The following is a 23,515-nucleotide window of genomic DNA, read 5'->3' as shown; positions in this document are numbered from 1 at the left end:
CCCAAGAACAGCGATAGAAAGTTGTCATTGCGAGCGAAGCGAAGCAATCTCGCCATCGTGAACCGAGATCGCCACGCACCCTGCGGGCGCTCGCGATGACAGGAAAAACAAGGAGTTACAAATCCTATCGCTGTTCTTGGGGGATTAAGACGATTTTTTTAGGGTTTTGACAGGAATTTTCAGGTCCTGGATTTTTTTTCGAAGGGTATTTCGGTTTAATCCAAGGATTTCAGCAGCTTGTATCTGGTTCCCCCTGGTTTCTTTTAAAGCCAGGGTAATTAAAGGCCGCTCAAATTCCTGCAGGAGGGTGTTATAAAGGTGACTTTTTTTAGCCGGATAGCTTTTTTTGATAAAAGCTTTTAATTTTGATTCCAAGAAATCTTCCATGTAAAGTTCTTTATGAGGTTTTTCGTCTTCATGACCCTCGTTCATGATTGAATGGGATAGGTCCTCCAGATGAACGAGGGTTTTTTTTAGGAATTTCGATGAACCTATAATAACAAGGGTTTTTTTTAAATCGGACTTGAGCGTTTGCGCCAGCATTGTGGCATGGCAATCTTCTTTTCCGGTTTCAAGAAGAATGAGTCTGGTTCCGGAAGAAGGAAGGGAGCTTTTTAAAGAATCATCATAGGAGGTTGCTTCGCAAGCAATGTTAGATTTCTGGAGCGTTGTTTGATAAAGTGTCGAAAGTTCTGGGTCTTCATGGAAAAGAAAGACTGTTTGCTTGTGCATGAATGCTCCGGGAGTGGGGAATTTTTTAATCTTGAATGAAAGAACCAAGACCAGCGATAGACTTCGCACCCACTTATTAATCATGTCATTGCGAGCACCGAAGGGTGCGTGGCAATCTTATCGTAAAATCTTGAGATTGCTTCACTTTGTTCGCAATGACAGCTTTCTAACTCTGTTCTTGGGACAGAAGCGTAAAAACTGTTATCCTATCTAAAGATCCGGCGGAAATTATTTAAGAGCGGTTAAAAAACCTGATCGTCCGGCGGACCAGGAAAAGAAGAGGTGAAAAAATTGAAGGAACCTGTGATCGTCAGCGCAGTACGTACCCCCATGGGAAGTTTCAACGGAAATTTAAGTTCCATTCCGGCCACGCGCCTTGGAGCCATCGTCGTGAGGGAGGCCCTAAAACGCGCGGGAGTTCAAGGATCCGAGGTTGAGGAGGTTATTATGGGAAATATCCTCTCGGCGGGACTGGGTCAGGCCCCTGCCCGACAGGCCGCCCTGTACGCGGGTCTGCCTAAAACCGCAGGCGCTCTCACCATCAATAAAGTCTGCGGGTCCGGTCTTAAGGCGGTTATGTTGGCCGCTCAGGCGGTTAAAGCCGGAGACGCTCAGGTGGTTATCGCCGGTGGAATGGAAAGCATGTCGAATGCTCCTTACCTCCTCATGAAGGCGCGCAACGGTTATCGGATGGGCCACGGCGAACTCATCGACAGCATGATTAAAGACGGTCTCTGGGATGTCTATGATGATGTCCACATGGGAAACGCGGCAGAACTTTGCGCGGAGAAGTTCCATATTTCACGGGAGGAGCAGGATCAATTTGCCATAACCAGTTATCAAAGAGCCTTAACGGCTCAGAAGAAGGGTCATTTTAAAGAAGAAATTGTTCCGGTTTCCGTTTTGCAAAAGGGAAATGAAAACTTGATTAAGGAAGATGAGGCGCCCGGGAAAGTTAATTTTGAAAAAATGAGGTCTATAAAACCGGTTTTTAAAGATGGGGGAACCGTTACGGCGGCCAATGCCTCCTCCCTTGGCGACGGAGCGGCGGCTTTGGTGGTGACAGACTCTGAAACGGCTCAAAAAAAAGGTCTTAAGCCCCTGGTGAAAATTGTCGGATACGCCTCTTCGGCAACAGAACCGGTTTGGTTTACCACGGCCCCCGTTCAAACGATTGAAAGGCTTCTAAATAAAACCGGTTATCGGATATTGGATGTCGATCTTTTTGAAATCAACGAGGCTTTTTCCGTCTCCTCGATTGCCGTCAACCGAAAGTTAGCGTTGGACCCGGAAAAAGTTAATATTTGGGGAGGGGCGGTTGCATTAGGCCACCCCATCGGCGCCAGCGGAAGCAGAATATTGACGACGCTGATCCATGCCTTAAAAGCTCTCAATAAACGATTGGGAGTTGCCGCCATTTGTCTCGGAGGAGGAGAAGCCGTAGCGATGATGGTTGAAAATGTTGATTAGATCGTGTCTTAATAAACATTTTCCGGAGAAAAAAGGATGAGAAAAATAGCTGTTTTAACCAGCGGTGGAGATGCTCCTGGAATGAATGCCGCCATCCGGGCGGTCACGCGGACAGGCCTCGCCGCCGGATTAGAAATCTTTGGCGTTCGCTCGGGTTATTCCGGGTTGATGGCGGGAGATTTTATTCCCTTAGGGACCCGGGACGTCGGGGGGATTATCGAACGGGGTGGAACAATTTTAGGAAGCGTCAGGGTCCAGGCGTTCGAAACCGAAGAGGGGCGTCGTCGGGGGCTCGCCCAACTTCAGGCCAGGGAGATCGACGCTTTAATTGTCATTGGAGGCAACGGGTCACAGACCGGAGCCTATCTCCTTTCCCAGCTTGGTTTTCCTGTCGTTGGGGTGGCTTCAACCATTGATAACGATCTGGTGGGAAGCGACATCACCATCGGCGTTGACACGGCGATGAACACTGCCCTGGAAGCGATTGATCGGATAAAAACAACGGCTTCTTCACACCATCGGGCCTTTTTGGTCGAGGTGATGGGTCGAGATTGTGGTTATCTTGCCTTGATGGTCGGAATAGCCGGAGGGGCCGAAGTCATCGCGATTCCGGAGGCGCCTTGTGAACCGGAGGAGATTGCCAGGGAACTCCGGGCGGCGTATGACAGGGGCAAGGGATTTGCCATCGCGGTGATTGCGGAGGGAATGCCCTACAAAGCGGCCGATATCGCCGCTTATTTTAAGGAGCATCGTGAAAGAATTGGTTTTAGTCTCAGGGTCACCTGCCTGGGACATATTCAGCGCGGGGGCTCGCCAACCGCTTTTGACCGTTTACTGGCAACCCGGATGGGCGCCTCGGCGGTTGAAACGTTAATGCATGGAAAGGAAGGCGTTTTGATTGGTTTACTAAACGGAGAAATGACGATGACCCCTCTGCGAGAGGTCGCCCATCTAAAAAAACAGGTCGATCTTCGGCTATTGGCGTTGGCCCGCACCCTCGCACAATAAAAATTTCGTCGTTTTTTTAAATTCTTTACTCTTTTCCGTTTTCATCCTCTTTCTTTTCTTTGGTAAATTTTAATGTTTGATGGTCTGAGTCGACGAGGATCCGGTCCCCTTCCTTAAATTCGCCCGCCAGGATTTTCAGCGCAAGGGTATTGAGAATGTCCCGCTGGATTAACCGTTTTAAAGGTCTGGCGCCAAACACCTGATCGTAGCCGATGCGCGCGAGATAACTTTTTGCTGATTCCGTCAACGTCACATCTATTTTTTTCTCCAGCAGCCGTTTTTTTAGAAGATTCAACTGGATGTCGACAATGGTTTTAAGTTGATCCTCCGTTAAAGAATGGAAAATAATGATGTCGTCGATCCGGTTTAAAAATTCAGGTCTGAAATTTTCCCGAAGAACCGTCATGACCCGGGTTTTCATTTTTGCTTCATCTTTGGCCAGTTCGGAAATCTGCTGGCTTCCCAGGTTGGAGGTCATGATGACCGCGGTATTCTTAAAATCCACGGTTCTTCCCTGTCCGTCGGTCAACCTTCCATCGTCCAAAAGTTGAAGGAGGACATTAAAAACATCGGGGTGTGCTTTTTCGATTTCATCGAATAAAAGGACGGAATAGGGTTTCCGGCGGACCGCTTCAGTGAGCTGTCCTCCTTCTTCAAAGCCGACATAGCCGGGCGGGGCGCCGATTAAGCGCGCCACCGAATGTTTTTCCATATACTCCGACATATCGATCCGGATCATCGCCTGTTCCTGATCAAACAGGAACTCCGCCAGCGCCCGGGCCAGTTCAGTTTTTCCCACCCCCGTGGGGCCCAAAAAGATAAAGGAACCTAACGGACGATTGGGGTCTCCAATTCCGGCCCTCGACCGGCGGATGGCATTCGAAACCGCTTCAATCGCTTCTTGCTGGCCGACGACCCTCCTTTTTAACCGGTTCTCCATCTGAACGAGTTTTTCCACTTCTCCTTCGAGCATTCTCGCCACGGGAATTCCGGTCCATTTGGAAACAATATGGGCAATATCCTCGTCGTCAACCTCTTCCTTGAGCATTCTCGTTTTCGAATTCTGTAGTTTGGCATTAGCTATTTCCAACTCTTTGGCAAGGTCCACCAAACGGCCATATTTGAATTCAGCCGCGCGGCCTAAATTGCCTTCCCGTTCAGACTTTTCTGCTTCTAATTTAGTGTTTTCAATTTCCTCTTTTTTACGGCGAATTTCCTGAATGATTTCTTTTTCAGATTTCCATTGCGCATTCAAAACCATGTTTTCTTCTTTTAAGGCGGAAATGTCTTTTTTGATTTTTTCCAGTCGTTCTAAAGATTCTTTATCTTTTTCTTTCTTAACCGCTTCTCTTTCTATTTCAAGCTGGAGAATTTTGCGTTCAATTTCATCCAGGGCGGTTGGTTTACTGTCAATTTCCATCCGGAGACGGGAAGCCGCTTCATCAATCAAATCAATGGCTTTGTCGGGCAAAAAACGATCAGAGATATATCGGGAAGATAAAACGGCGGCGCTAACGATTGCGGAATCCTTAATCCGAACGCCATGATGTACTTCGTACCGTTCTTTTAAGCCTCTTAAGATCGAGATGCTTTCCTCGACGGTCGGTTCATCCGCCAGGACCGGCTGAAAGCGCCGTTCCAGCGCCGAGTCTTTTTCAATATATTTCCGGTATTCCTTAAGAGTGGTCGCGCCCACGCACCGAAGCTCTCCCCTGGCCAGGGGAGGCTTGAGCATATTTGATGCGTCCATCGCCCCCTCGGCCGCGCCGGCGCCGACAAGGGTGTGGAGTTCGTCGATAAAGAGGATAATTTTCCCCTCGGCATCAATGACCTCTTTTAAAACAGCTTTGAGCCTTTCTTCAAACTCCCCTCTAAACTTTGCCCCCGCGATGAGCGCCCCCATATCCAGAGCCACGACTTTCTTATTTTTAAGCCCTTCCGGGACATCCCCTTTGTAAATCCGCTGGGCAAGACCTTCCACGATCGCGGTCTTTCCCACGCCGGGCTCTCCAATTAAGACAGGGTTATTTTTCGTCCGCCGTGAGAGAACCTGAATGACCCGCCGGATCTCTTCATCCCGTCCGATGACGGGATCGAGTTTTCCTTTTCGAGCGAGGTCTGTTAAATCCCTGCTATATTTTTGCAGGGCCTGATATTTTTCTTCGGCGTTGGGATCTGTGACCCGTTGAGATCCGCGAAATTCGACAAGGACCTTTAAAATATTTTCCTTATCAATCCCCTGAGTTTTCAAAAGCCTGCCCGCAACGCCTAAATCTTCCGACATCGCGATGAGAAGATGCTCTGTGCTGACATATTCATCCTTGAGGAAATCAGCCTCTTTCTCTGCTTTTTCAATTGTTTGGATAAGGCGTGGAGAGAGGTAAATCTGTCCACTCGATATTCCGCTCCCGGTTACCCGGGGAATTTTTTTGATTTCCCCTTCCAGGCCTTGTCCGAGGGCATCGATATTTGCGCCTAATTTTTGAAGAATCGGGAGAATAACCCCCCCCTCCTGTTGAATCAGCGCCAAAAGAAATTGTTCGACATCGACTTGCGGGTGGTTTCTTTTTTCCGCTTCTCTTTGAGCCGTTTGAAGGGCTTCCTGAGTTTTTATGGTGAGCTTTTCAGGGCGTATCATATTGATTTTCCTTAATTTTATTTGTTAAGAGATGGGTAAAAACATAAAAATAAATAGAACATTATACTTTACTATCTGGGGCCTGAAAATTTAAAGTCAAGGGGAGATTTATTTTTTGAAGCTTGAGTTTTTTATCCGGCTTCTTTACTCTAACGCAATGATTTCGAATTGGACACCGAAAGATGTCAGACAAGAGGTAGAAGCGTTAATCCGGTCGGTTGGAGACCAAACAGCCGATCATCCGGATGAGGTTGAGGTCTTTAACCGGCGGTTGGAAAAATTACGGAGCGTTTACCGGAACGAACCTCAGCTTTTTACGCCTGATTTGATCCATGCCCTCCAGCGGTTGACAAAACCCGTTCCATCGAAACCTCAAGTTTCCCCTCAAGAGGTTCTGAAGACTACTTTTGGCTACACCGCCTTCCGGCCCGGACAGAAAGAGAGTATAGAAGCCATTCTTTCCGGGAGGGATTGTCTCGGAGTCATGCCAACCGGCGCCGGAAAGTCTCTGATTTTCCAGATTCCGGCCTGTATTTTTTCAGGCGCGACGCTGGTCATCTCCCCGCTCATCGCCTTAATGAAAGACCAGGTCGATCATTTACTTGAAAAAGGAATCCGGGCGACCTACATCAATTCAAGCTTGACCCTTCCCGAAAAAAAAGACCGGCTCCAACGTTTAAAACAGGGTGAGTATCACCTGGTGTACGTCGCTCCGGAAGGGTTGGAAGGTTCTTTGATGGAGTTTCTGGCGGGCGTCAACATTAATTTGATTGCGGTGGATGAGGCGCATTGTATCAGTCAATGGGGCCATGATTTTCGTCCCTCCTACCGGAATCTTTCCGGCTTAAAATCACGGTTTGGCGGGGTCCCTGTGCTCGCTCTCACGGCAACCGCCACTGAAAAAATTTCCGCAGACATTATTCAACAGCTGGGAATGAGTCATCCGCTCAGGTTCAAAGGGTCTTTTTTTCGGTCTAACCTCCGGATTCATGTTTACAAAAAAGGGAATGGAAGAACCGCCCGGGAAGAAATTTTAAAACTCGTACGGGCGCGGGCCCGACAGTCGGGAATTATTTACTGCTTAAGCCGCAAAGGGGTTGAACAGACCGCCAGGTTTCTTACCGAAAAGGGAATACGAGCGCTGCCCTACCATGCCGGAATGGAGCCGGATGAACGGACGAGCGTTCAGGAAGCTTTCCAGCGCGACGACGCCAGGGTGATTGTTGCCACTGTGGCCTTTGGAATGGGAATAGACAAACCGAATATCCGTTATGTCATTCACCGTGATATGCCGAAAAATATCGAAGGGTATTACCAGGAAATCGGCCGGGCCGGGCGAGATGGTTTGGAAAGCGATTGTGTCTTATTTTACTCCTGGTCCGAAGTGATCAGTTATGAGCGATTTTTAAAAGAGGTTCCTGACCCGGATTTAAAGAGAAAGCTCATGAGGCAGACGAGGGAAATTTTTTCATGGGCGGAGAAGAAAACATGCAGGCATCAATCGCTGATTTCTTATTTTGGGGAGACGATTCCGCCGTGTAAAAACGCCTGCGATTTTTGCCTGAAGCTCGACCTTTTGTCGGAGCCTGGCAACCCTGCAGCCGCATCAAGTTCCCCTCGTGTCCTCCTATCCACCTCCCCCTCCAAACTTCCTCCAGAAGAGAAGGAAACCTTATCCTTTAAGGAGGAAGAGCTTCTGGCCAGGCTGAAGAATTTAAGGAAACGATTAGCCCGTGAAAAAAAACTTCCGGCGTTCGCCGTTTTCAGCGATGCCGTGCTTCTTAAAATAACATTGGTACACCCCACCTCGGAATCCGGGCTCCTCCAAATCCGGGGGATCGGACCGAAAAAGCTGGCAGAATACGGTCAGATCTTCCTGCAGGAAATCCGATCAGGCGGTGGAAACCGGAAATAAGAGATTGAACTTCCTAAGATAATTCAGTACCTTATTCCCATGAACGATTTATTTAATGATTTAATAAAAATCATGTCCCGCCTGCGGGGAGAAAAGGGGTGTCCGTGGGATCGACAGCAGACCCACGATTCGCTTAAACCCTATCTGATCGAAGAGAGTTACGAAGTCCTGGAGGCGATTGACTTAAAAGATCCCAAACATTTGGCGGAAGAGCTGGGGGACCTCCTTTTACAGGTTGTTTTTCATGCCCAAATCGCAGAAGAAAAAGGGAATTTTTCAATTGAAGGTGTTTTAAAAGGTTTGGTCGAAAAGCTAATCAAAAGGCATCCCCATGTCTTTGGCGGAGAAGAGGCGCCGACTGCCGAAAAAGTCCTTCATAATTGGGAAAAAAGCAAAATGAAAGAAAAAGAGGGGATCCGGCAATCTTATCTTGACGGCGTTCCGCCTTTTCTTCCTTCACTGATGAGGGCCCAAAAGGTCCAGAAAAAAGCCGCAAGAACCGGGTTTGATTGGGAAAAAAAAGAAGACGTCATGGCCAAGGTCGAAGAAGAATGGGATGAATTTAAAAGGGCCCTCGACAAAAAAGAACAGGATGAAATCGAAGACGAGATGGGAGACCTCTTTTTTACCGTGGTAAATCTTGCCCGCACGCTGAAACTGGATTCCGAACAAATCTTGCGGAAATCGACGGACAAGTTTATCTCCCGTTTTCAGTTGATGGAAAAAGAAGCGAAAAGAAAAGGGCTTCTCCTTGAACACCTTACCCCGGATGAGATGAATCACCTGAACAGAGTTAGAAAGCTGTCATTGCGAACAAAGTGAAGCAATCTCAAGACTTTACGATAAGATTGCCACGCACCCTTCGGTGCTCGCAATGACATGATTAATAAGTGGGTGCGAAGTCTATCGCTGGTCTTGGGCAACGGGTCAGAACTTGCAATTTATAGAATAAGATGTTTGACTTGCAGAACGGAATGCCCTTTTATCGCAATATAGATGATTTCATGATCTGAAAGAAATCGTAATCCTGCGATCGCATCATAAATCGGGCCTTCTTGCCCGTCAATGACAACCCGCCATCTCCGGTTGATTGCCGCTGCATAAGCATAATGCCGGCCATCCGGGCTAAACCTGGGATCGGTTACCGTATGATATTCATTAGAAAGCTTCCAGTCCACAGCCACCCTCCATCTTGTCTTAAAAGGGACCGCAAAAGCAATCCGTTGATCATCTGAACTAAAGACGAGATGGGGAAACGCGATGATATCCTCTGCCGGATAGCGGGTTCCTTCCGCCCGGTCCATGACAAGAAATCCCTTTCCATTTTCGAAAGCAACATAGGTCACTTTTTGTTCCTTCGGGGTGAATTGAGGGGGTCCAACGTCTTGATACTCCTTTCCCTCTACGCCATCAGTCACGATCTTCCATTTCCCATGACTGAAAGCTCTGTAAGCCAGATGCTGGCTGTCAGAGCTAAACCGCCCCCCCAGGAGCGCTTCAATAAAATCATAAGCTGGATCTTCCACTCCGTTGATGACCATAAACCATTTTTCCTCCCTCTTAGCGGCGTAAGCGATCTTTTGACCATCCGGACTGAAAAAGAGATGGCCGTCCAGGCCTCCTAAGGGAATCACCCCTTCATAATTTCCATGCTCTACCCCATCAATCACCACCTTCCAAAATCCCTGACGTTTGGCGCTATAAGCATAATGCCGTCCATCCGGAGAAAAGCCGACTGACCACGCCTCCAGGGTACGGTCCCATCCGTCCGTAATAAACCGCCATCGGTCTAGCTCCATGGTATAAAACAGATGCCGCCCGAATTGGGACCCTCCATTATAAACATCGGGTTTAAGATGGCTGGGATAGAAGCCAATCTCATCATACGCGGGACTCTCTGTTCCATCAATAACCACAAAAACTTTATTTTCCTGGTTGTTCTTTTTTTCGACGGCTACAAACGCGGTCCTTTGACTATCGGGGGAGAAGGTATAAGAAGGATAGATATCCGCATAAGCTTTGCTTTCCTGGGAATTGACCACCAAAACCCACTTGCCATTTTGTTGTGCCGCGTACATCAGCTTTTTGCCGTCGGGACTAAACCTGGCAATCCCATTAGAAATAAATCCTTCATAGACAGGGCCTTCTATCCCATCTGTGATCACGATCACCTTTTTCTCCCTATGATATATTTTATAGGCTACGTGTTGATCATCCTGGCTGATCCACAACGACGGAAAAGAATAAAACCAAAAACGTCTTTTTTCAAACTCGAGAGAAGGAGCGATACGATGAATCTCTGTTTCACCCCCTTGAATTCTACTCTGAGCCGCTTCCAGAATTTCAGGATCTTTTAACTTTATAAAAGCAGGAACAAATATTAAAATCAGGAAGATGACAAAAATATTGATATAAGCGCTCATCGATTTTGCCGCAATTATTTCTATCCTGCTTTTATCCTCTGATTGCCGATTACGGATCATTTTCCGGCGGAGATACCGTCCAAGCAGTGGCGCTAGGATTCCCGCCATCCCGCCGGCCAGGATCATAATGGCAATCGTCACACTATTGAACGGACCCATCCCTTGCCTTTCTATCGGAATTTGAAAGTGACCGCTATAAACGAAATAGTTTAAAAATGGTCCAAGGATCAAACTTTCCACAGCCATGTAAAACAGGCCCAAAATCGGATAGATGTTCTTTAACCGGTTTTTCAGCAAAATGAGAAAAGCTCCATCTCCCAGCAGTGCTGTGAGTACACCCAGGGATAGGAGGATAATGACCTGGTAGGGCTCCACATTTCCTTCATTCATCCAGGTCGAAAAAAGAAAGCTTAAAAATAAAAAATGAAAAATGGCTATGTAAGTCAAAACAGGCCGGCGGAAAAGCTCCAGCGCCGTCATTCGTAAGAATACAAAGGCCAGGTAATAAATAAATACGCCGAAATATGTCGGCGCCCAAACACTTAGAGGACTTAAGGGAGCCAAAAGAAAGGTTATGAACCCGTCCATGGCCCCAAAGGTCACGAGGACAAGAAGGAAAAAGGAACTTGTTCTTGCTGTTACCCAGCGTGATAAAAGTAGAATGAGTAAACTGATGCTAATCAAAATCATTGATCCAAGCAAAAGGAGGTGGGGAGGACTCCAAACTGCCTGAATTGTGTGAACTGATTCGATTCCAAAAAATTGATGCCAGAGGGCGTCAAAGGGAGCCGACAACAAGACAAAGAATACCCCCCATCCCCACCCTTTTAAAGGGGTCTCCACTGGAAACTGTTTTCTCCAGAGGGTAAGCCCCTGTAATAAAAATCCTAAAGCCGCCATCCCGACTCCCAGATAGAGTATCAGGTGGGGTAGAATCCAAAAAGATTCCCTGCCAAACGTGACATGCCACCAGGCATCGTAATATAAGGAAACCGCCGCGAGAAAAACTCCTAAAACCCCCAGAAAAAATGACTTAAGTGGCATAGAAACATCCTTTTTTATCATTTCCATTTTAAATTTGACGATTTTTCCAATGGGACCAGATGTATCTGACCAAAAAAATTGTTGGAAACTTCTTGCCAGCTCTCTTCCAGAACAGGCCGCGTTAATTGGGTTTGGCTAACGGGCGAAACAGACGGAACATTTCCCCCAATGACAGTCGTAACGATTGGCGAAAAAACGACCAGGTAAATCATCAGTAAAAATGAAGAGCCAGCCGCTGTTGTCATCCAAAAACGAGGCCATTTGTTCTCTTCTTGTTTTAGGCGGGAATGTGCTCCTTCCAAGAGCTTTATAAAGGGAGGAGTAGATTTCTTGTCTTCTTCTCTGACTTTAAGAAAGAGTTCTTTTATTTTTTGCTCTTCTTGTTCCATTTTCATAAAAACTCCTTTGAGGCTTCTATCCATCGACGTAACCGTTTTTTCCCTCGCGCATAATGGGTTCGAGTTGAACCAATGGAAATACCCAATACCTCGGATGATTCTTCCAAAGTCATGTCATGATAAAAAACCAGGTGCATCACCTCTCTCTGCCTTTTTGGAAAGGTCTGAAGCGCTTTCTGAAGGAAGCGCGTTCGCTGAGATTTAAAAATCGATTCATCGGCGTCGTCTTGTTTTGCCTGTAACCGGGATTCTTCGATGGGAAGAAGCCTCCATTTTCGGAGAAAATTTCTCCTCTGTTCATAGGCCGCGGTGATTCGGATGACGGAAAAGAGCCATGTCTTAAATGAGGATCTTTCTTCAAATCTGGCGTTTTGTTCCAAAATTTTGAGGTAGACCGTCTGGAGAACATTTTCAGCCTCTGTTGGGTCGTGCCCACAGCAGTTTAAAGCCCAGCCAAAACTCTCCTGATGGTGTTTCTCCAACAACATGTGTAAATCAACGGAATCCATGAACCTCGTCAATGGGTTTACCTATTAGTGGTTTTAATTGTAAAAATATATGACAGGTTTAGCAAATTTACGTTTAACGTATTATTTCATTTACATTTGATGTTTTTTTAGCTAATATAATAGCATATTATTTACGGAGAAAAGTATGCGTACTACAATGGATATTGACGACATGCTGATCAGCGAGGTCATCAAAGTATCAGGAGCCAGGACAAAAAAAGGAGCGGTAGTCATCGCTCTTCAAGAATACATCAAAGCAAAGAAAAGAGAGGAATTAAAGAAAATAATCGGTTCTTATGATGAATTTGGGCTTTCTCTTAATGATTTGGAAAAAATGAGACGTGAAGCCTAAGAAGATTCTGGTCGACACCTCCGCGTGGATATTAAGTTTTAAAAAATCAGGACCTGAAGAATTACAAACTTTTCTAAAAAATGGAATCGATCAAAATATTATTTTGACCACCCCTCTTGTCATTCTTGAACTGCTCCAGGGATGCAAAACCGAAAGAGAATATGCCGAATTCAAGGAGCGCTTTGGGAGTTTAGACAATTGCCTCCTGGAAAGTATTCAATGGGAAAAAGCTTACCGGTTTGGTTTTATGCTTAGAAAGAAAGGGATTACAGTCCCGACAATGGACATTCTCATCGCTTTTTTGTCCATTGAAAATGGATGTGTCCTCCTGCATCATGATAACCATTTCAGATTAATTGCGAAACACTCCGACTTAGAGGCGTTAGATTTCCTCACTTAAAAAATGAGCCATTCTTTTGAAGAATTAATTGAAATCATGTCCCGCCTGCGGGGGAGAAGATGGTTGTCCGTGGGATCGACGCCAGACCCACGATTCGCTTAAACCTTACCCCGGATGAGATGAATCACCTTTGGGAAAGGGCGAAAAAAAAAGCGCCCAGGTGATAGAAATTCCGGACCTTTCCAACGGGTCAGAACTTGCAATTTATAGAATTGTCTTCTATACTACTTTTCAAGCACAAGCACCCAAACAAACAAGCGAAGCAACTGGCTTGGCCGGTGCGGAGCCTCCGAGCTTGCTTTGGGAGCGCTTTAGCAGCGCACATAAGGGGTTCATTCAATGGCATTGAGCGCAGTTTGCGAAGGCCCCTGACGACAATAAGAAAGAGCAATGTAATATGCCTACCTACACCTGCCGAATAGCCGCGGCAGATGGCACCATTAAAGAAGAAAAATTAGAAGGAACCAGTGAAGATACTTTAAAAGAGTCGCTTGAAAAAAAAGGTTATCTGGTTTTTTCGGTTAAGAAAGCCTCCCAGGGAGGATTTCTTAACAATCGGAACTTCTCCAAAAAAAAACTAACGGCTCAGGAATTTCTGATTTACAACTATGAATTTTCTGCCCTGATCCGGGCAGGTCTTCCGATTTTAAAAGCATTTGAATTATTGGAAGGGCGGGTCATTCATCCCGGGTTTAAGGACGCGCTTCGCGGCGTGCATAAAGAAATCTCCGGAGGGTCTTCGATTTCGGATGCGTTGTCCCATTTTCCCCGATTTTTTCCTGAAATTTATATTTCGTCTATTCGAGCGGGAGAAAAAAGCGGAAATCTCGTTGAAATTCTAAATCGGTACATGTCTTATTACAAAAAAATCCTGGCGGTCAGAAAAAAAGTGGCGATGGCCTTGACGTATCCCCTGTTTCTATTTGTCGCGGGGTCGGGCGTCGTTATTTTTTTATTGACCTATGTTTTGCCGACTTTTTCTGAAATTTACGCCGATTCTAAAGGCCAGCTTCCCTGGATTACACAGGCGCTCATTTCCTTTGTTCATTTCCTCAAGGGCCAGTTTGTCTGGATTGTTCTTGTCCTTGCAGGGCTCTTTTTTATTTTAAGATATTGGTTTTCGAGCCAACAAGGAAAGGAACAAAAAGATTTTTTATTGTTAAAATTGCCTGTTTTGGGTGAAATTATTAAGAACCAGCAAATGATTGCCGTAGGAAGAACGCTGGCGACCATTTTAGGCGGGGGGATTACCCTGATTAACGCGCTTCAGATGGTGGCGGAGTCGCTGACCAACCGGGTCTTCGCGGCGCGGGTACGTCTTTCGATTCAAAAAGTTCAGGAAGGATTAGGGATTGCCGCCGCCTTTGCTGTTGCTGACCTGATGCCGAAAATCGCCCTGGAAATGGTTGAGGTGGGCGAAACGACCGGTTCGTTGGAAGAAATGCTCGACCAGGTGGCGGATTTTCAGGAAGAGCTTTTGGATCAAAAATTGGCCAGAATTACCACCTGGGTGGAGCCGGTTCTTTTATTAGGGATGGGTGTCCTGGTGGCAATTATCCTGGTGGCAATGTACCTTCCGATCTTTAATCTGGCAGGAACCATAAAATGAAAAAAATTCCAAAAACCGGTTCGGCGGTTGTTAAGAAACTCATTGAAAAAGGATGGATAACCGAAGCCGCGGTCCAATCTATTTTTCCCAACGGAGTGGATAATAAAAACATCAACGTCGTGGAGGAGCTTTTAAAAGCTTCTGCCGCCACGCAAGACCAGATGGCCCGGGTTTTTTCAGAGCTTTTTGAATTGGACTATGAACCGTTAAAAAACTTCAGGATTGATCAACGATTTTATCAAACGATTCCGGTCGAACTGATGTATCGCTATCCGTTTATTCCGCTGGAAGAGAAAGAGGGCGTTTTAACCCTCGTCATTTCAAATCCGATTCATGTGACGGCTCTTGATGAACTCGAGATGATTTTGCATAAAACCTTACATTTTAAAATCGGAACCAAACAAGGCATTCTGGATACCCTTAAAAAGTCTGAAGGGTCTACCCAGGTTTTGAAAAAAATGGAGGAAGATTTTAAACCCCAGCTCATTCAAGAAAATGAAGAGGGTGAAGAATCCATCTCGATTGAAAAAGCAAGCAAGGATTCCAGCCCGGTCATCCGTCTGGTAGATACCATCGTCCTGACGGCGCTCCAGAAAAGGGCCAGCGACATTCATATTGAAGCCTCAGATCGAAACGTTGAAATTAAATATCGAATCGACGGCGTTCTTTACCAGGCGATGGATCCGATGGACATTCAATATCACGCGCCTCTGATTTCAAGAATAAAAGTGATGTCAGAATTGGATATTGCCGAGAAGCGGGTGCCTCAGGACGGACGATTTAAATTGCGTCTGGAAAATAAAAAAGTCGATTTTCGCGTTTCAATCTTGCCTAGCATTTTCGGCGAAGATGTCGTCATCCGGATTTTGGATAAGGAATACATCGCCTCCGATATTAATGAACTCCGTTTAGAGCGGCTCGGTTTTAACCCGGGGGATTTAAAGCGGTTCCGTAAATCCATTATTGAACCTTATGGAATGGTTCTCGTAACCGGTCCGACGGGAAGCGGAAAAACCACGACCTTATACGCGGCGATTACTGAGATTAAATCAACGGAAGATAAAATTATCACCATCGAAGATCCCGTGGAGTATCAATTGGGCGCGGTCGTTCAAATTCCGGTTAATGAAAAAAAAGGATTAACTTTTGCGCGGGGCCTTCGTTCGATCCTCAGGCATGATCCTGATAAAATCATGGTGGGCGAAATACGCGATGCCGAAACGGCGCAAATAGCGATACAATCCGCTCTGACCGGCCATCTGGTTTTCACGACCGTTCATGCCAATAACGCGTTTGACGTGATTGGCCGATTTACCAACATGGGGATTGAACCTTATAATTTTGTGTCTTCACTCAATTGCATTTTGGCTCAAAGGCTGGTTCGAACCCTTTGCGGGGACTGCAAAGAGGAAACAGAAATTTCAAAACAACTTCTGGAGGATTCTGGGTTAACGCCTCAAATGGTGAAGGGTCAGCGGTTTTTCCAGGGCAAGGGATGTCCGGAGTGCAATGGCACCGGTTTTAAAGGAAGAAAAGCCATTACGGAGTTTTTGGACCTTTCCGATCCGATTCGGGAGATGATCCTGTCCAGGCGCCCCTCTTCTGAAATTCGGAAGGAAGCCATTAAAGAGGGGATGACAACCCTTCGCCAGGCGGGACTCGAAAAAGTTTTCAAGGGAGAAACGACCTTGCGTGAAATTAACCGGGTCACATTTATCGAATAATACCAATGCATTGAATGTTGTCGTATTTCATCGTAGGGGCAGGCCCCTGTGCCTGCCCTGGGCAACCACGGGGGGTTGCCCCTACAAGAGAATATTAACTATGAATTTTTTTTCCGGTACTAAAATCGGGCTCCATTTTGGCAACGATTATCTTTCTTTCGCTGTTTTAAAACCGCGAGGCCGCAGGTTTCTCGTCCAGGCTTGTAAAGTCATCCCCTTGCCCCCGGACTCGATTCGGCATTCCCCTCTGGAATCGAATATCCTGAACCAGGAGGAAATTAAAGATCATTTAAAAAATTTATTGAAGGACGCCCCAAAAGGCCAATCGATTTCTCTCAGTATTCCCGACTTGTCCTCCAGAATGGTTTTTACCGAGGTAAAAAAATCGGTTCCCGCGCTTCATGAATTAAACCAGATGATTAAATGGAATATGGAACAAAAGTTTTTATCGAATATCGGGGACTCCCAAATTTCTCATCAAATTGTCGCCCAATCGAAAGAGAGCTTTAAAAATACCGATTCATTTGACCGGACAAAAACAAAACACTTTTTAATCCTCGGAACGGCGGTTTTAAAGAATATCTTATCTGAATATGAAGCGCTTCCACTGTCAATTCAGATGATTCCCAAAGTCATCAACAATTGTTCATTTCATCTTTTTAATCTTTATCATGACTTGATTTTCAATCAGGAAAAAGCGGGTAATTTCCTGTTTTTAAATTTAGTCGATCATTATTTTACGCTCATGGTTTTTGAGCAAAAAATTCTACGATATATCCGCACCGTGGGGTTGCGAAATCCGATAGCAGGGTCTGAAGCGGAGAAAAAAGAAATTGAGGAAAAAAACAACCTCAAAATTTTTAAAGAAATCGAGAGCTCTTTGCAATACCATTATAAGGATTTTCCGCTCAAATCTCAGATTCACCTGTTCATCAACGGTCCGGAAAACCTTCCCGGGTTCAGCGTTCAACTCACCGATCAATTTAAGATGAAGGTCCATTTATTAAACCCCTCCCTGCTCATGAGCCTGGAATGGGCCCCCGGGCTAAAAGTTCGGGAGACGGCGCTTTTAACTCCCGCGATCGCCGCGGCAGCCGGAGCCCTGATTTGAAATTTACCATTAATTATTCCCAATATCCCTATCGCGCAAAACAAACTTTAAAATGGATTTTACTGGTTTTTTCCCTAATCACTGCCGGCGTGGTTTATTTTACCATCGTTCAGGTCAAACTTAACCGGGCTGAAGTCTTAAGATATAAGACCAGCATCGGCCGCCTTAACCTTGAAATTGAAAAACAGCTTTCTTTGGATCAGGGTCAACAGCTATTAGATTTAAAAAAACTTGATAAAAAGGTTAAAATGGCCAATGAATTAATCCTTAAAAAGTCGTTTTCCTGGACCGAGTTTTTAAATGACCTTGAAAAAGCGATTCCCGCCAATATTTCCATAAAAAAAATCGAACCCCGGTTTCTAGACCATAGCGTCAATCTCTCGGGAGAATCCCTGACGTTAAAAGATCTGACCCGGCTTATTTTAAGCCTTGAGGAAAAACCAGAGTTTAGCAATGTTTTTTTGCTTGATCAAAAGGTGGCGAAAGACAATAGAATCGATTTCTTGATTCATTTAAACTATAAAGAAAATGAGAAAAATGAACATACCCAAAAATCTCCAGATTTATAAGACAGAAGCTTTTTTATTTTTTGTTTTAACCGTTGTTGTTTTAACGGCTTATTTTTTATTTTTTCAGAGTTCCGGGCAAACGGTTCAAAAAAAGGAAGCCCAGTGGAGCGAAGCCCGAAAAACCTTGGAAAAAGTCCTTCGTCAAAAAAAAGTTGAGCAGGATTTGGCCAAAGTCATCAGCCTTTTGCCGGATCAGCAGGCGTATGCGAGCGTCATCAATGCCCCGATGGAAATTGCCAGGAGATATCATTTGACTGTTCCGTCGGTGACCTATCAAAAAGAAAATATAGAACAGGATTTAATCAGAGTCTCTTTTTCATTTTCGGTAATGGGAACTTATGAAGCCATTCGGCAATTTATTTCCGAAATTGAATCGGCAAAATCTCTTTATGTCATTGAAGATATGAATCTTGGAAAATCCTCTAAAGAAGGAAGTGTGTTGGAGCTACAGCTAAAAATGGCTTCTTTTTTAAAAACATGATTCTGAGCCCTTGATAAGGGACGTATGCTGTGTTGTCACGTCAGCCCCGATCCTCATGTACTTACTTTGTACATTCCGGTTCGAGGCCTCGCTCCGCCTTGCCTGCGCCTCCTTCTGAAGGGTCATCATTCAGTTTTATTTTGAGAAAGACATGACAAAGACGAGAAAAATAACGGTTTTGATTGCTCTTTTATTCCTCTGGGCGGGGATCATCCTTTATCTTTATAACCAGCCCGGTCAGGAACATAGGCCTCTTAAATATAAAAAAGGAGAGATCGTTCAAGTTCAGGGGATGCCCGCGAAGGTTTCAACAGAGACAACGGTGAGACTTGACCTGTTACGATCTCCCAAAAAAACGCTGGTCATTTCTAAAAATATTTTTGCGCCGATTCACATTTATGTTCCTCCTCCGCCGAAAGTGGAACCTCCTCCCCCGCCCCCGCCGGTTGTTTTGCCTCTTCCCCCTTCTCCGGAGGAAATCGCAAGAGCGCAGGCCGCTCAAACCCTGGCGCAATTTAAGTATCTCGGATATTTGAATAAGGGCAAGGGCAAGGAGCAGGGCTTTTTTTCCAAAGGAGGAGAACTTTATATTGTTGGAAAAGGAGAAGCGATTATCGGCACGTTTATCCTTAAAGAAATCGATCCCAATCAGGCGATTTTGAGAGATAGCGTGACCAGGGTAGAATCCACCCTTATTCTATCGAATTAACGGAAAGGCAAAAACCGTAGGGGCGACCCCCTGTGGTCGCCCAAGGCAGGCACAGGGACCTGCCCCTACCAGATAAACATGAAGGATTTTATCGTCGTTTTAATAACCTGCCCTTCTCTGGAAGAAGCTCAAAAAATCACCCGAACCCTGGTTTCTGAAAAACTCCTGGCTTGCGGGAATATTGTTCCGGGTATTCACTCCATTTTCTTCTGGCAAGAAAAGGTGTCGGAAGAAAATGAAGTTTTGATTATAGGAAAATCAAAGAGATCAAAGTTTCCCCTTATTGTCAAAAAAGTAAAGTCTCTCCATAGTTATACCGTCCCTGAAATTATCGCTCTTCCTCTCATTGAAAGTTTCCCTGGTTATCTTCAATGGATTGACGAAACCGTCCGATAGTCTAATTTCCTTTAATTCCACAAATTAACATTCTATTCCCGCAATCTCCGAGTTTCGGATTTTGACAGATTTCAGACCCTCGGCTATATTTTATTAAAAGACGGGGCGAGCGGTTTAACTTCATCAAATTAAAGGATTTTTTTACGGATGGCCTTTCCTAAACCAAAAAGAAAAATGCTGGGCGAGATGCTGGTGGCGGCGGGATTGCTTACGCCCGAACAGCTTGAAACAGCCCTTCAGGAACAAAAACAAAAAGGGGGTCGTATTGGGAAGATTTTTAGAACCCTTAAATTTGTTACCGAAGACGAGATTATAAAAGTTCTCGGGAGTCAAATGGGGATACCCCATATGTCGCTTGAGAACATGATTATTGATCAAGATATTTTAAAAGAAATACCTGAAACCATCGCCCGTCGGTATCAAGTGTTTCCCTTCTCCAAGCGGGGTAAAACCTTGACCATGGCTATGGCCGATCCGCTGAACGTTTTTGCCATTGATGAAATTAAAAAGATGACCGGCCTTGAAATTCAACCGGCTGTCGGGACTGAAAACGATATCTCCAGAGCCATAGAACGTTTCTATGGCATGAACAGTTCGCTCAACGAAGCCCTTAAAGATATTCAGCCGACCCTGGTTTTAGAAAACGACCTGGACGCCAAAACCAGGATAGATGCCATGGTGGAGGATGCGCCGGTGATTAAACTGGTAAACTCCATTATTCTGCAGGCGGTACAGGAAGGGGCCAGCGATATTCATATTGAACCTGAATCCGATACCATACGGGTCCGGTTCCGCGTCGACGGATTACTGCGGGAAGTGATGCAGTCGTCTAAAACCCTCCACGCCGGGCTTTGTTCCCGAATCAAAGTCATGGCCCATCTCGACATATCCGAAAAAAGGATTTCCCAGGACGGCCGGATCCAAATCGCTCTGGCGGGTAAAGAAATCGATATTCGCGTGAACACCCTTCCAACCATTTTTGGAGAAAAGATTGTCATGAGGTTGTTGGACAAGGGAAATCTTTTAATCAACATGGAAGGGTTAGGTTTTTCTCCCGCCGGTTTGACCCAATTTAATAAACTTTTAAAAATGCCGTATGGATTGATGCTGGTGACCGGTCCGACGGGGAGCGGAAAAACGACCACGCTTTACGCCGCGCTTAATCAAATGAATTCGATGGACAAGAATATCGTTACCATCGAAGACCCGGTGGAATACCAGCTGAAGAAAATCAATCAGGTCCAGGTCAATACCAAGGCCGGCGTTCTCTTTTCGACCGGTCTTCGGAATATCCTCCGGCAGGACCCTGATATTGTCATGGTGGGCGAAATACGGGACCAGGAGACTGCCTCCATCGCCATTCAGGCGGCCCTGACGGGCCATCTTGTCCTGACGACTCTTCATACGAATGATGCCGCGAGTTCAATTGCCCGTTTAATGGACATGGGGATAGAACCTTTCCTCATCGCTTCCTCGCTTCTTGGAATACTTGCTCAAAGGCTGGTCCGAAAGGTCTGTCCGTTTTGTAAAGAAGCCCATACCCCTTTGCCTGAAGTGATTGAAGAGTTTCATCTCCCGTCCAACACGGTTTTCATGAAAGGCAAGGGTTGCACCGCCTGCAGAAAATCGGGTCACAAGGGGCGAACCGGTTTGTTTGAACTTTTACGAATGGATGATTCCATCCGGCGGATGGTTATTTCAAAAGCCGTTGCGAGCGACATTTCAGCGGCGGCAAAACAAAATGGCATGGAAAGCTTAAGAGAACAGGGAATTGCCAAGGTGTTAGCCGGAGAGACGACGCTCGAAGAAGTGTTAAGAGTTACGCAGGATAATTTCTAAGATGAACGCGAGATCGTAAAAAATGCCTGTCTTCCAATACCGGGCCCGCAATCAATCGGGTGAGCTGGTCGTCGGCTCCATCGAAAGCCTTCGCCGTGAAGATGTGGCGTTCCAACTCGACCGCCTCGGGTACATCCCGGTTGGAATCAAAGAGTTGCGCAAAACGACCCTGACGTTCCTGAAAGCGGATCTTTTCCGGTCAAGCTCCGCTTCACAGGAGGATTTGATTGTCTTTACCCGCCAACTCCACACTCTATTATCGGCAGGGTTGTCGATCACCTACAGTTTTGAGGCATTAAAAGATCAAACCGAAAACCTCCGTTTTAAAGGGGTGATTTCCCGGATTTTAACAGACATCGAGGGAGGAAACTCGATTTCCGACGCCCTGGCCAGACACCCGAAAATTTTTGATCCTCTTTATATCAATATGATTAAAGCGGGAGAAGCCGGAGGGATATTAGACATTACGCTCGACCGGTTAGCCGAAATTCTTGAACATTCCAGGGAAACCGGGGAAAGAATCCGGACCGCGACCCGCTATCCGAAAATTGTTTTAATTTCCCTCCTTCTGGCGGTGATTGTCCTGATGACGTTTGTTATTCCTCAATTCGTCAAGCTTTATTCCGGGTTTAAAGTGCCACTTCCTCTTCCCACGAGGATTTTAATTGGAGCGAATAACATTTTTCATGTTTTCTGGCCGGTTTTTTTGTTGCTGGGTATCGCGATTTACTGGGGGGCGCGAGCTTATATCCGCACAGATTCAGGAAGAAGAAAATGGGATGGCCTAAAATTAAAAATACCTGTTTTCGGAAAGATCTTTTTGAAAACATCCCTCTCCCGGTTTGCCCGCGTATTTGGAAATTTAACACGGACCGGATTACCCATTCTGGAAACCCTTGATATGGTTTCCAGTGTTGTTGGAAATGTGGTAATCGCAAAGGTGGTAGAGGGAGTCCGTGACAGTGCCAGAAAGGGAAAAGGGCTAGTCGAGCCAATGAAATCGAGCGGTATCTTTCCGCCGATTGTGATCCAGATGACCGCAATTGGAGAGGAGACGGGCCAGCTTGAAGAGATGCTTTTAAAGGTCTCCGAGTATTTCGACCGGGACGTCGAATATGCCATAAAAAATCTATCGGCTTCTCTGGAACCGATCCTTCTTCTGTTTGTCGGATGTATGGTTTTGTTTTTAGCGCTGGCGGTTTTTATGCCGTGGTGGAATTTAATTTCTGTATTCAAAGGAGCGCATTAAAAAATGAAGAGATTAAAAAATCAGGCGGGTTTTACATTAATTGAACTTTTAGTCGTTTTGGTCATTCTTGGAATTTTAACGGCGATTGCCGTGACAAGGTATCAGGACTTGACAACACAGGCCCAGATAGGAGCAACCAAAGGAAATCTGGCGACCATCAGAGGTGGAATCAGTTTGCTCCACGCCCGGTTTTTGCTTGCCGGCTACGGTGGAACCGCTTTGGAATGGCCTTCGGTGGCCGAGTTAAATAACAACCTGACGGCTGGAAGGACCGTTGCCCTGAACGGATTAAAGATCATCGAAGGGCCATCGGCTACCACCTGTACCGTCTGCATGCCGCCGGATTCGGTGATCACCAATAACCAACTGGTTACGCAGGCGACACTGGCCCAAGCCGACGCCAGAACGGTGGTAAGTGGAGCAGGGATTGGATGGGATTACGATCCAGGCTCAGGCCAGATTTACGTTGCAGCGACGGCCCCGGTAGACTCATATGGAAACGCCGCCAACTTGTGGTAATTCAAATACCGGCTATAATTTAAAGAAAGAGGAGGTGATTTCTTTAATATGATTTTTTAAAAATACGTAGGGGCGATTGATAAGTCGCCCTTTAAGAGGGCGGTTGATTAACCGTCCCTACAAAATAGAAGTCGTATTTAACACTAATATAAGGAGAAATAGATGAAGGTATTACGAAATCAAAAAGGTTTTACGTTAATTGAATTAATTATCGTGATCGTGGTATTAGGAATTCTTGCTGCGGTTGCAATTCCTAAATATGTGGATATGCAGACGGATGCCCAGGCTGCCGCGGACGTAGGCTATATCGCAGGCTTAAGAAGTGTGCTAGCGGTTAACTTTGCTGGACAAAGGTTAGGTAAGACCGTTGCCGCAGGGACCGTTTGTGTCAATGCTACAGGAACCGTTTTACCATTATTT

General features: G+C 45.8%; 22 protein-coding genes. 17 read left to right on the top strand and 5 right to left on the bottom strand.

Annotation, left to right across the window (positions count from 1 at the left end):
- Window positions 1-144: 144 nt before the first annotated feature.
- Window positions 145-816 (bottom strand): hypothetical protein, encoded by a 672-nt coding sequence (locus HYR79_09090; GenBank protein ID MBI1821849.1) that lies wholly within the window; start codon window positions 814-816, stop codon window positions 145-147.
- Window positions 817-1,023: 207 nt separating this feature from the next.
- On the opposite strand from HYR79_09090, the gene HYR79_09085 reads away from it, so the two are divergent.
- Both HYR79_09085 and pfkA read left to right on the top strand, forming a co-directional pair.
- Window positions 1,024-2,202: a thiolase family protein gene (locus HYR79_09085; protein ID MBI1821848.1), complete on the top strand. Its 1,179-nt coding sequence runs from the start codon at window positions 1,024-1,026 to the stop codon at window positions 2,200-2,202.
- A gap of 36 nt (window positions 2,203-2,238) precedes the next feature.
- On the top strand, window positions 2,239-3,210 hold the full coding sequence (pfkA, locus tag HYR79_09080; protein MBI1821847.1) for a 6-phosphofructokinase: 972 nt from the start codon (window positions 2,239-2,241) through the stop codon (window positions 3,208-3,210).
- Window positions 3,211-3,235: 25 nt separating this feature from the next.
- Here the strand turns inward: pfkA and clpB are convergent, their stop codons facing one another.
- The gene (gene clpB, locus HYR79_09075; GenBank protein MBI1821846.1) at window positions 3,236-5,848 is read right to left on the bottom strand and encodes an ATP-dependent chaperone ClpB; all 2,613 of its coding nucleotides are present in this window, start codon (window positions 5,846-5,848) and stop codon (window positions 3,236-3,238) included.
- 157 nt (window positions 5,849-6,005) lie between these two features.
- Between clpB and HYR79_09070 the strand changes: the two genes are divergently transcribed.
- Together HYR79_09070 and mazG are read left to right on the top strand one after the other, a co-directional pair.
- Entirely contained in the window at window positions 6,006-7,763 is a 1,758-nt protein-coding gene (locus HYR79_09070) for an ATP-dependent DNA helicase RecQ (protein ID MBI1821845.1), read from the top strand.
- Between the two features lie 39 nt (window positions 7,764-7,802).
- The gene (mazG, locus tag HYR79_09065) at window positions 7,803-8,585 is read left to right on the top strand and encodes a nucleoside triphosphate pyrophosphohydrolase (protein MBI1821844.1); all 783 of its coding nucleotides are present in this window, start codon (window positions 7,803-7,805) and stop codon (window positions 8,583-8,585) included.
- 119 nt (window positions 8,586-8,704) lie between these two features.
- Here mazG and HYR79_09060 read toward each other — a convergent pair whose 3' ends face one another.
- The 3 genes from HYR79_09060 to HYR79_09050 are packed head-to-tail and all read right to left on the bottom strand — an operon-like array spanning window position 8,705 to window position 12,137.
- The gene (locus HYR79_09060; GenBank protein ID MBI1821843.1) at window positions 8,705-11,230 is read right to left on the bottom strand and encodes a PD40 domain-containing protein; all 2,526 of its coding nucleotides are present in this window, start codon (window positions 11,228-11,230) and stop codon (window positions 8,705-8,707) included.
- A gap of 17 nt (window positions 11,231-11,247) precedes the next feature.
- Entirely contained in the window at window positions 11,248-11,625 is a 378-nt protein-coding gene (locus HYR79_09055) for a hypothetical protein (GenBank protein ID MBI1821842.1), read from the bottom strand.
- Window positions 11,622-12,137: a sigma-70 family RNA polymerase sigma factor gene (locus HYR79_09050; protein MBI1821841.1), complete on the bottom strand. Its 516-nt coding sequence runs from the start codon at window positions 12,135-12,137 to the stop codon at window positions 11,622-11,624. The genes HYR79_09055 and HYR79_09050 overlap by 4 nt, the downstream gene beginning before the upstream one ends.
- A 145-nt stretch (window positions 12,138-12,282) precedes the next feature.
- Here HYR79_09050 and HYR79_09045 point away from each other — a divergent pair, with 145 nt between their 5' ends.
- The 13 genes from HYR79_09045 to HYR79_08985 form a co-directional block, all read left to right on the top strand.
- Entirely contained in the window at window positions 12,283-12,489 is a 207-nt protein-coding gene (locus tag HYR79_09045) for a type II toxin-antitoxin system VapB family antitoxin (protein MBI1821840.1), read from the top strand.
- A complete protein-coding gene (locus HYR79_09040; protein ID MBI1821839.1) occupies window positions 12,479-12,889 on the top strand; it encodes a PIN domain-containing protein in 411 nt (136 codons plus the stop codon). The genes HYR79_09045 and HYR79_09040 overlap by 11 nt, the downstream gene beginning before the upstream one ends.
- A 397-nt stretch (window positions 12,890-13,286) precedes the next feature.
- A complete protein-coding gene (locus HYR79_09035) occupies window positions 13,287-14,498 on the top strand; it encodes a type II secretion system F family protein (protein ID MBI1821838.1) in 1,212 nt (403 codons plus the stop codon).
- Window positions 14,495-16,222, top strand: a complete 1,728-nt coding sequence (gene tadA, locus HYR79_09030; protein MBI1821837.1) for a Flp pilus assembly complex ATPase component TadA — start codon at window positions 14,495-14,497, stop codon at window positions 16,220-16,222. The genes HYR79_09035 and tadA overlap by 4 nt, the downstream gene beginning before the upstream one ends.
- Before the next feature lie 100 nt (window positions 16,223-16,322).
- Window positions 16,323-17,333 (top strand): hypothetical protein, encoded by a 1,011-nt coding sequence (locus tag HYR79_09025; GenBank protein MBI1821836.1) that lies wholly within the window; start codon window positions 16,323-16,325, stop codon window positions 17,331-17,333.
- The gene (locus HYR79_09020) at window positions 17,330-17,902 is read left to right on the top strand and encodes a PilN domain-containing protein (GenBank protein MBI1821835.1); all 573 of its coding nucleotides are present in this window, start codon (window positions 17,330-17,332) and stop codon (window positions 17,900-17,902) included. Before HYR79_09025 ends, HYR79_09020 begins: the two co-directional genes overlap by 4 nt.
- Entirely contained in the window at window positions 17,871-18,383 is a 513-nt protein-coding gene (pilO, locus tag HYR79_09015) for a type 4a pilus biogenesis protein PilO (protein ID MBI1821834.1), read from the top strand. Before HYR79_09020 ends, pilO begins: the two co-directional genes overlap by 32 nt.
- Before the next feature lie 151 nt (window positions 18,384-18,534).
- On the top strand, window positions 18,535-19,092 hold the full coding sequence (locus tag HYR79_09010) for a hypothetical protein (GenBank protein MBI1821833.1): 558 nt from the start codon (window positions 18,535-18,537) through the stop codon (window positions 19,090-19,092).
- Window positions 19,093-19,170: 78 nt separating this feature from the next.
- Window positions 19,171-19,488: a divalent-cation tolerance protein CutA gene (locus HYR79_09005; GenBank protein MBI1821832.1), complete on the top strand. Its 318-nt coding sequence runs from the start codon at window positions 19,171-19,173 to the stop codon at window positions 19,486-19,488.
- A 147-nt stretch (window positions 19,489-19,635) separates the two neighbouring features.
- Window positions 19,636-21,327, top strand: coding sequence for a type II secretion system ATPase GspE (gene gspE, locus HYR79_09000; GenBank protein ID MBI1821831.1), 1,692 nt, complete (start codon window positions 19,636-19,638; stop codon window positions 21,325-21,327).
- Between the two features lie 22 nt (window positions 21,328-21,349).
- The gene (locus HYR79_08995; protein ID MBI1821830.1) at window positions 21,350-22,576 is read left to right on the top strand and encodes a type II secretion system F family protein; all 1,227 of its coding nucleotides are present in this window, start codon (window positions 21,350-21,352) and stop codon (window positions 22,574-22,576) included.
- Between the two features lie 3 nt (window positions 22,577-22,579).
- Window positions 22,580-23,095: a type II secretion system protein gene (locus HYR79_08990; GenBank protein MBI1821829.1), complete on the top strand. Its 516-nt coding sequence runs from the start codon at window positions 22,580-22,582 to the stop codon at window positions 23,093-23,095.
- A 162-nt stretch (window positions 23,096-23,257) separates the two neighbouring features.
- Window positions 23,258-23,515 (top strand): prepilin-type N-terminal cleavage/methylation domain-containing protein (locus HYR79_08985; GenBank protein ID MBI1821828.1); only part of this gene is annotated, 258 nt, incomplete at its 3' end.

Source organism: Nitrospirota bacterium, assembly GCA_016178585.1.
Classification (GTDB): Bacteria; Nitrospirota; Nitrospiria; order JACQBW01; family JACQBW01; genus JACOTA01.
The sequence above is the reverse complement of the archived record's forward strand: the minus strand, read 5'-3'. Positions and strand labels throughout refer to the sequence as shown.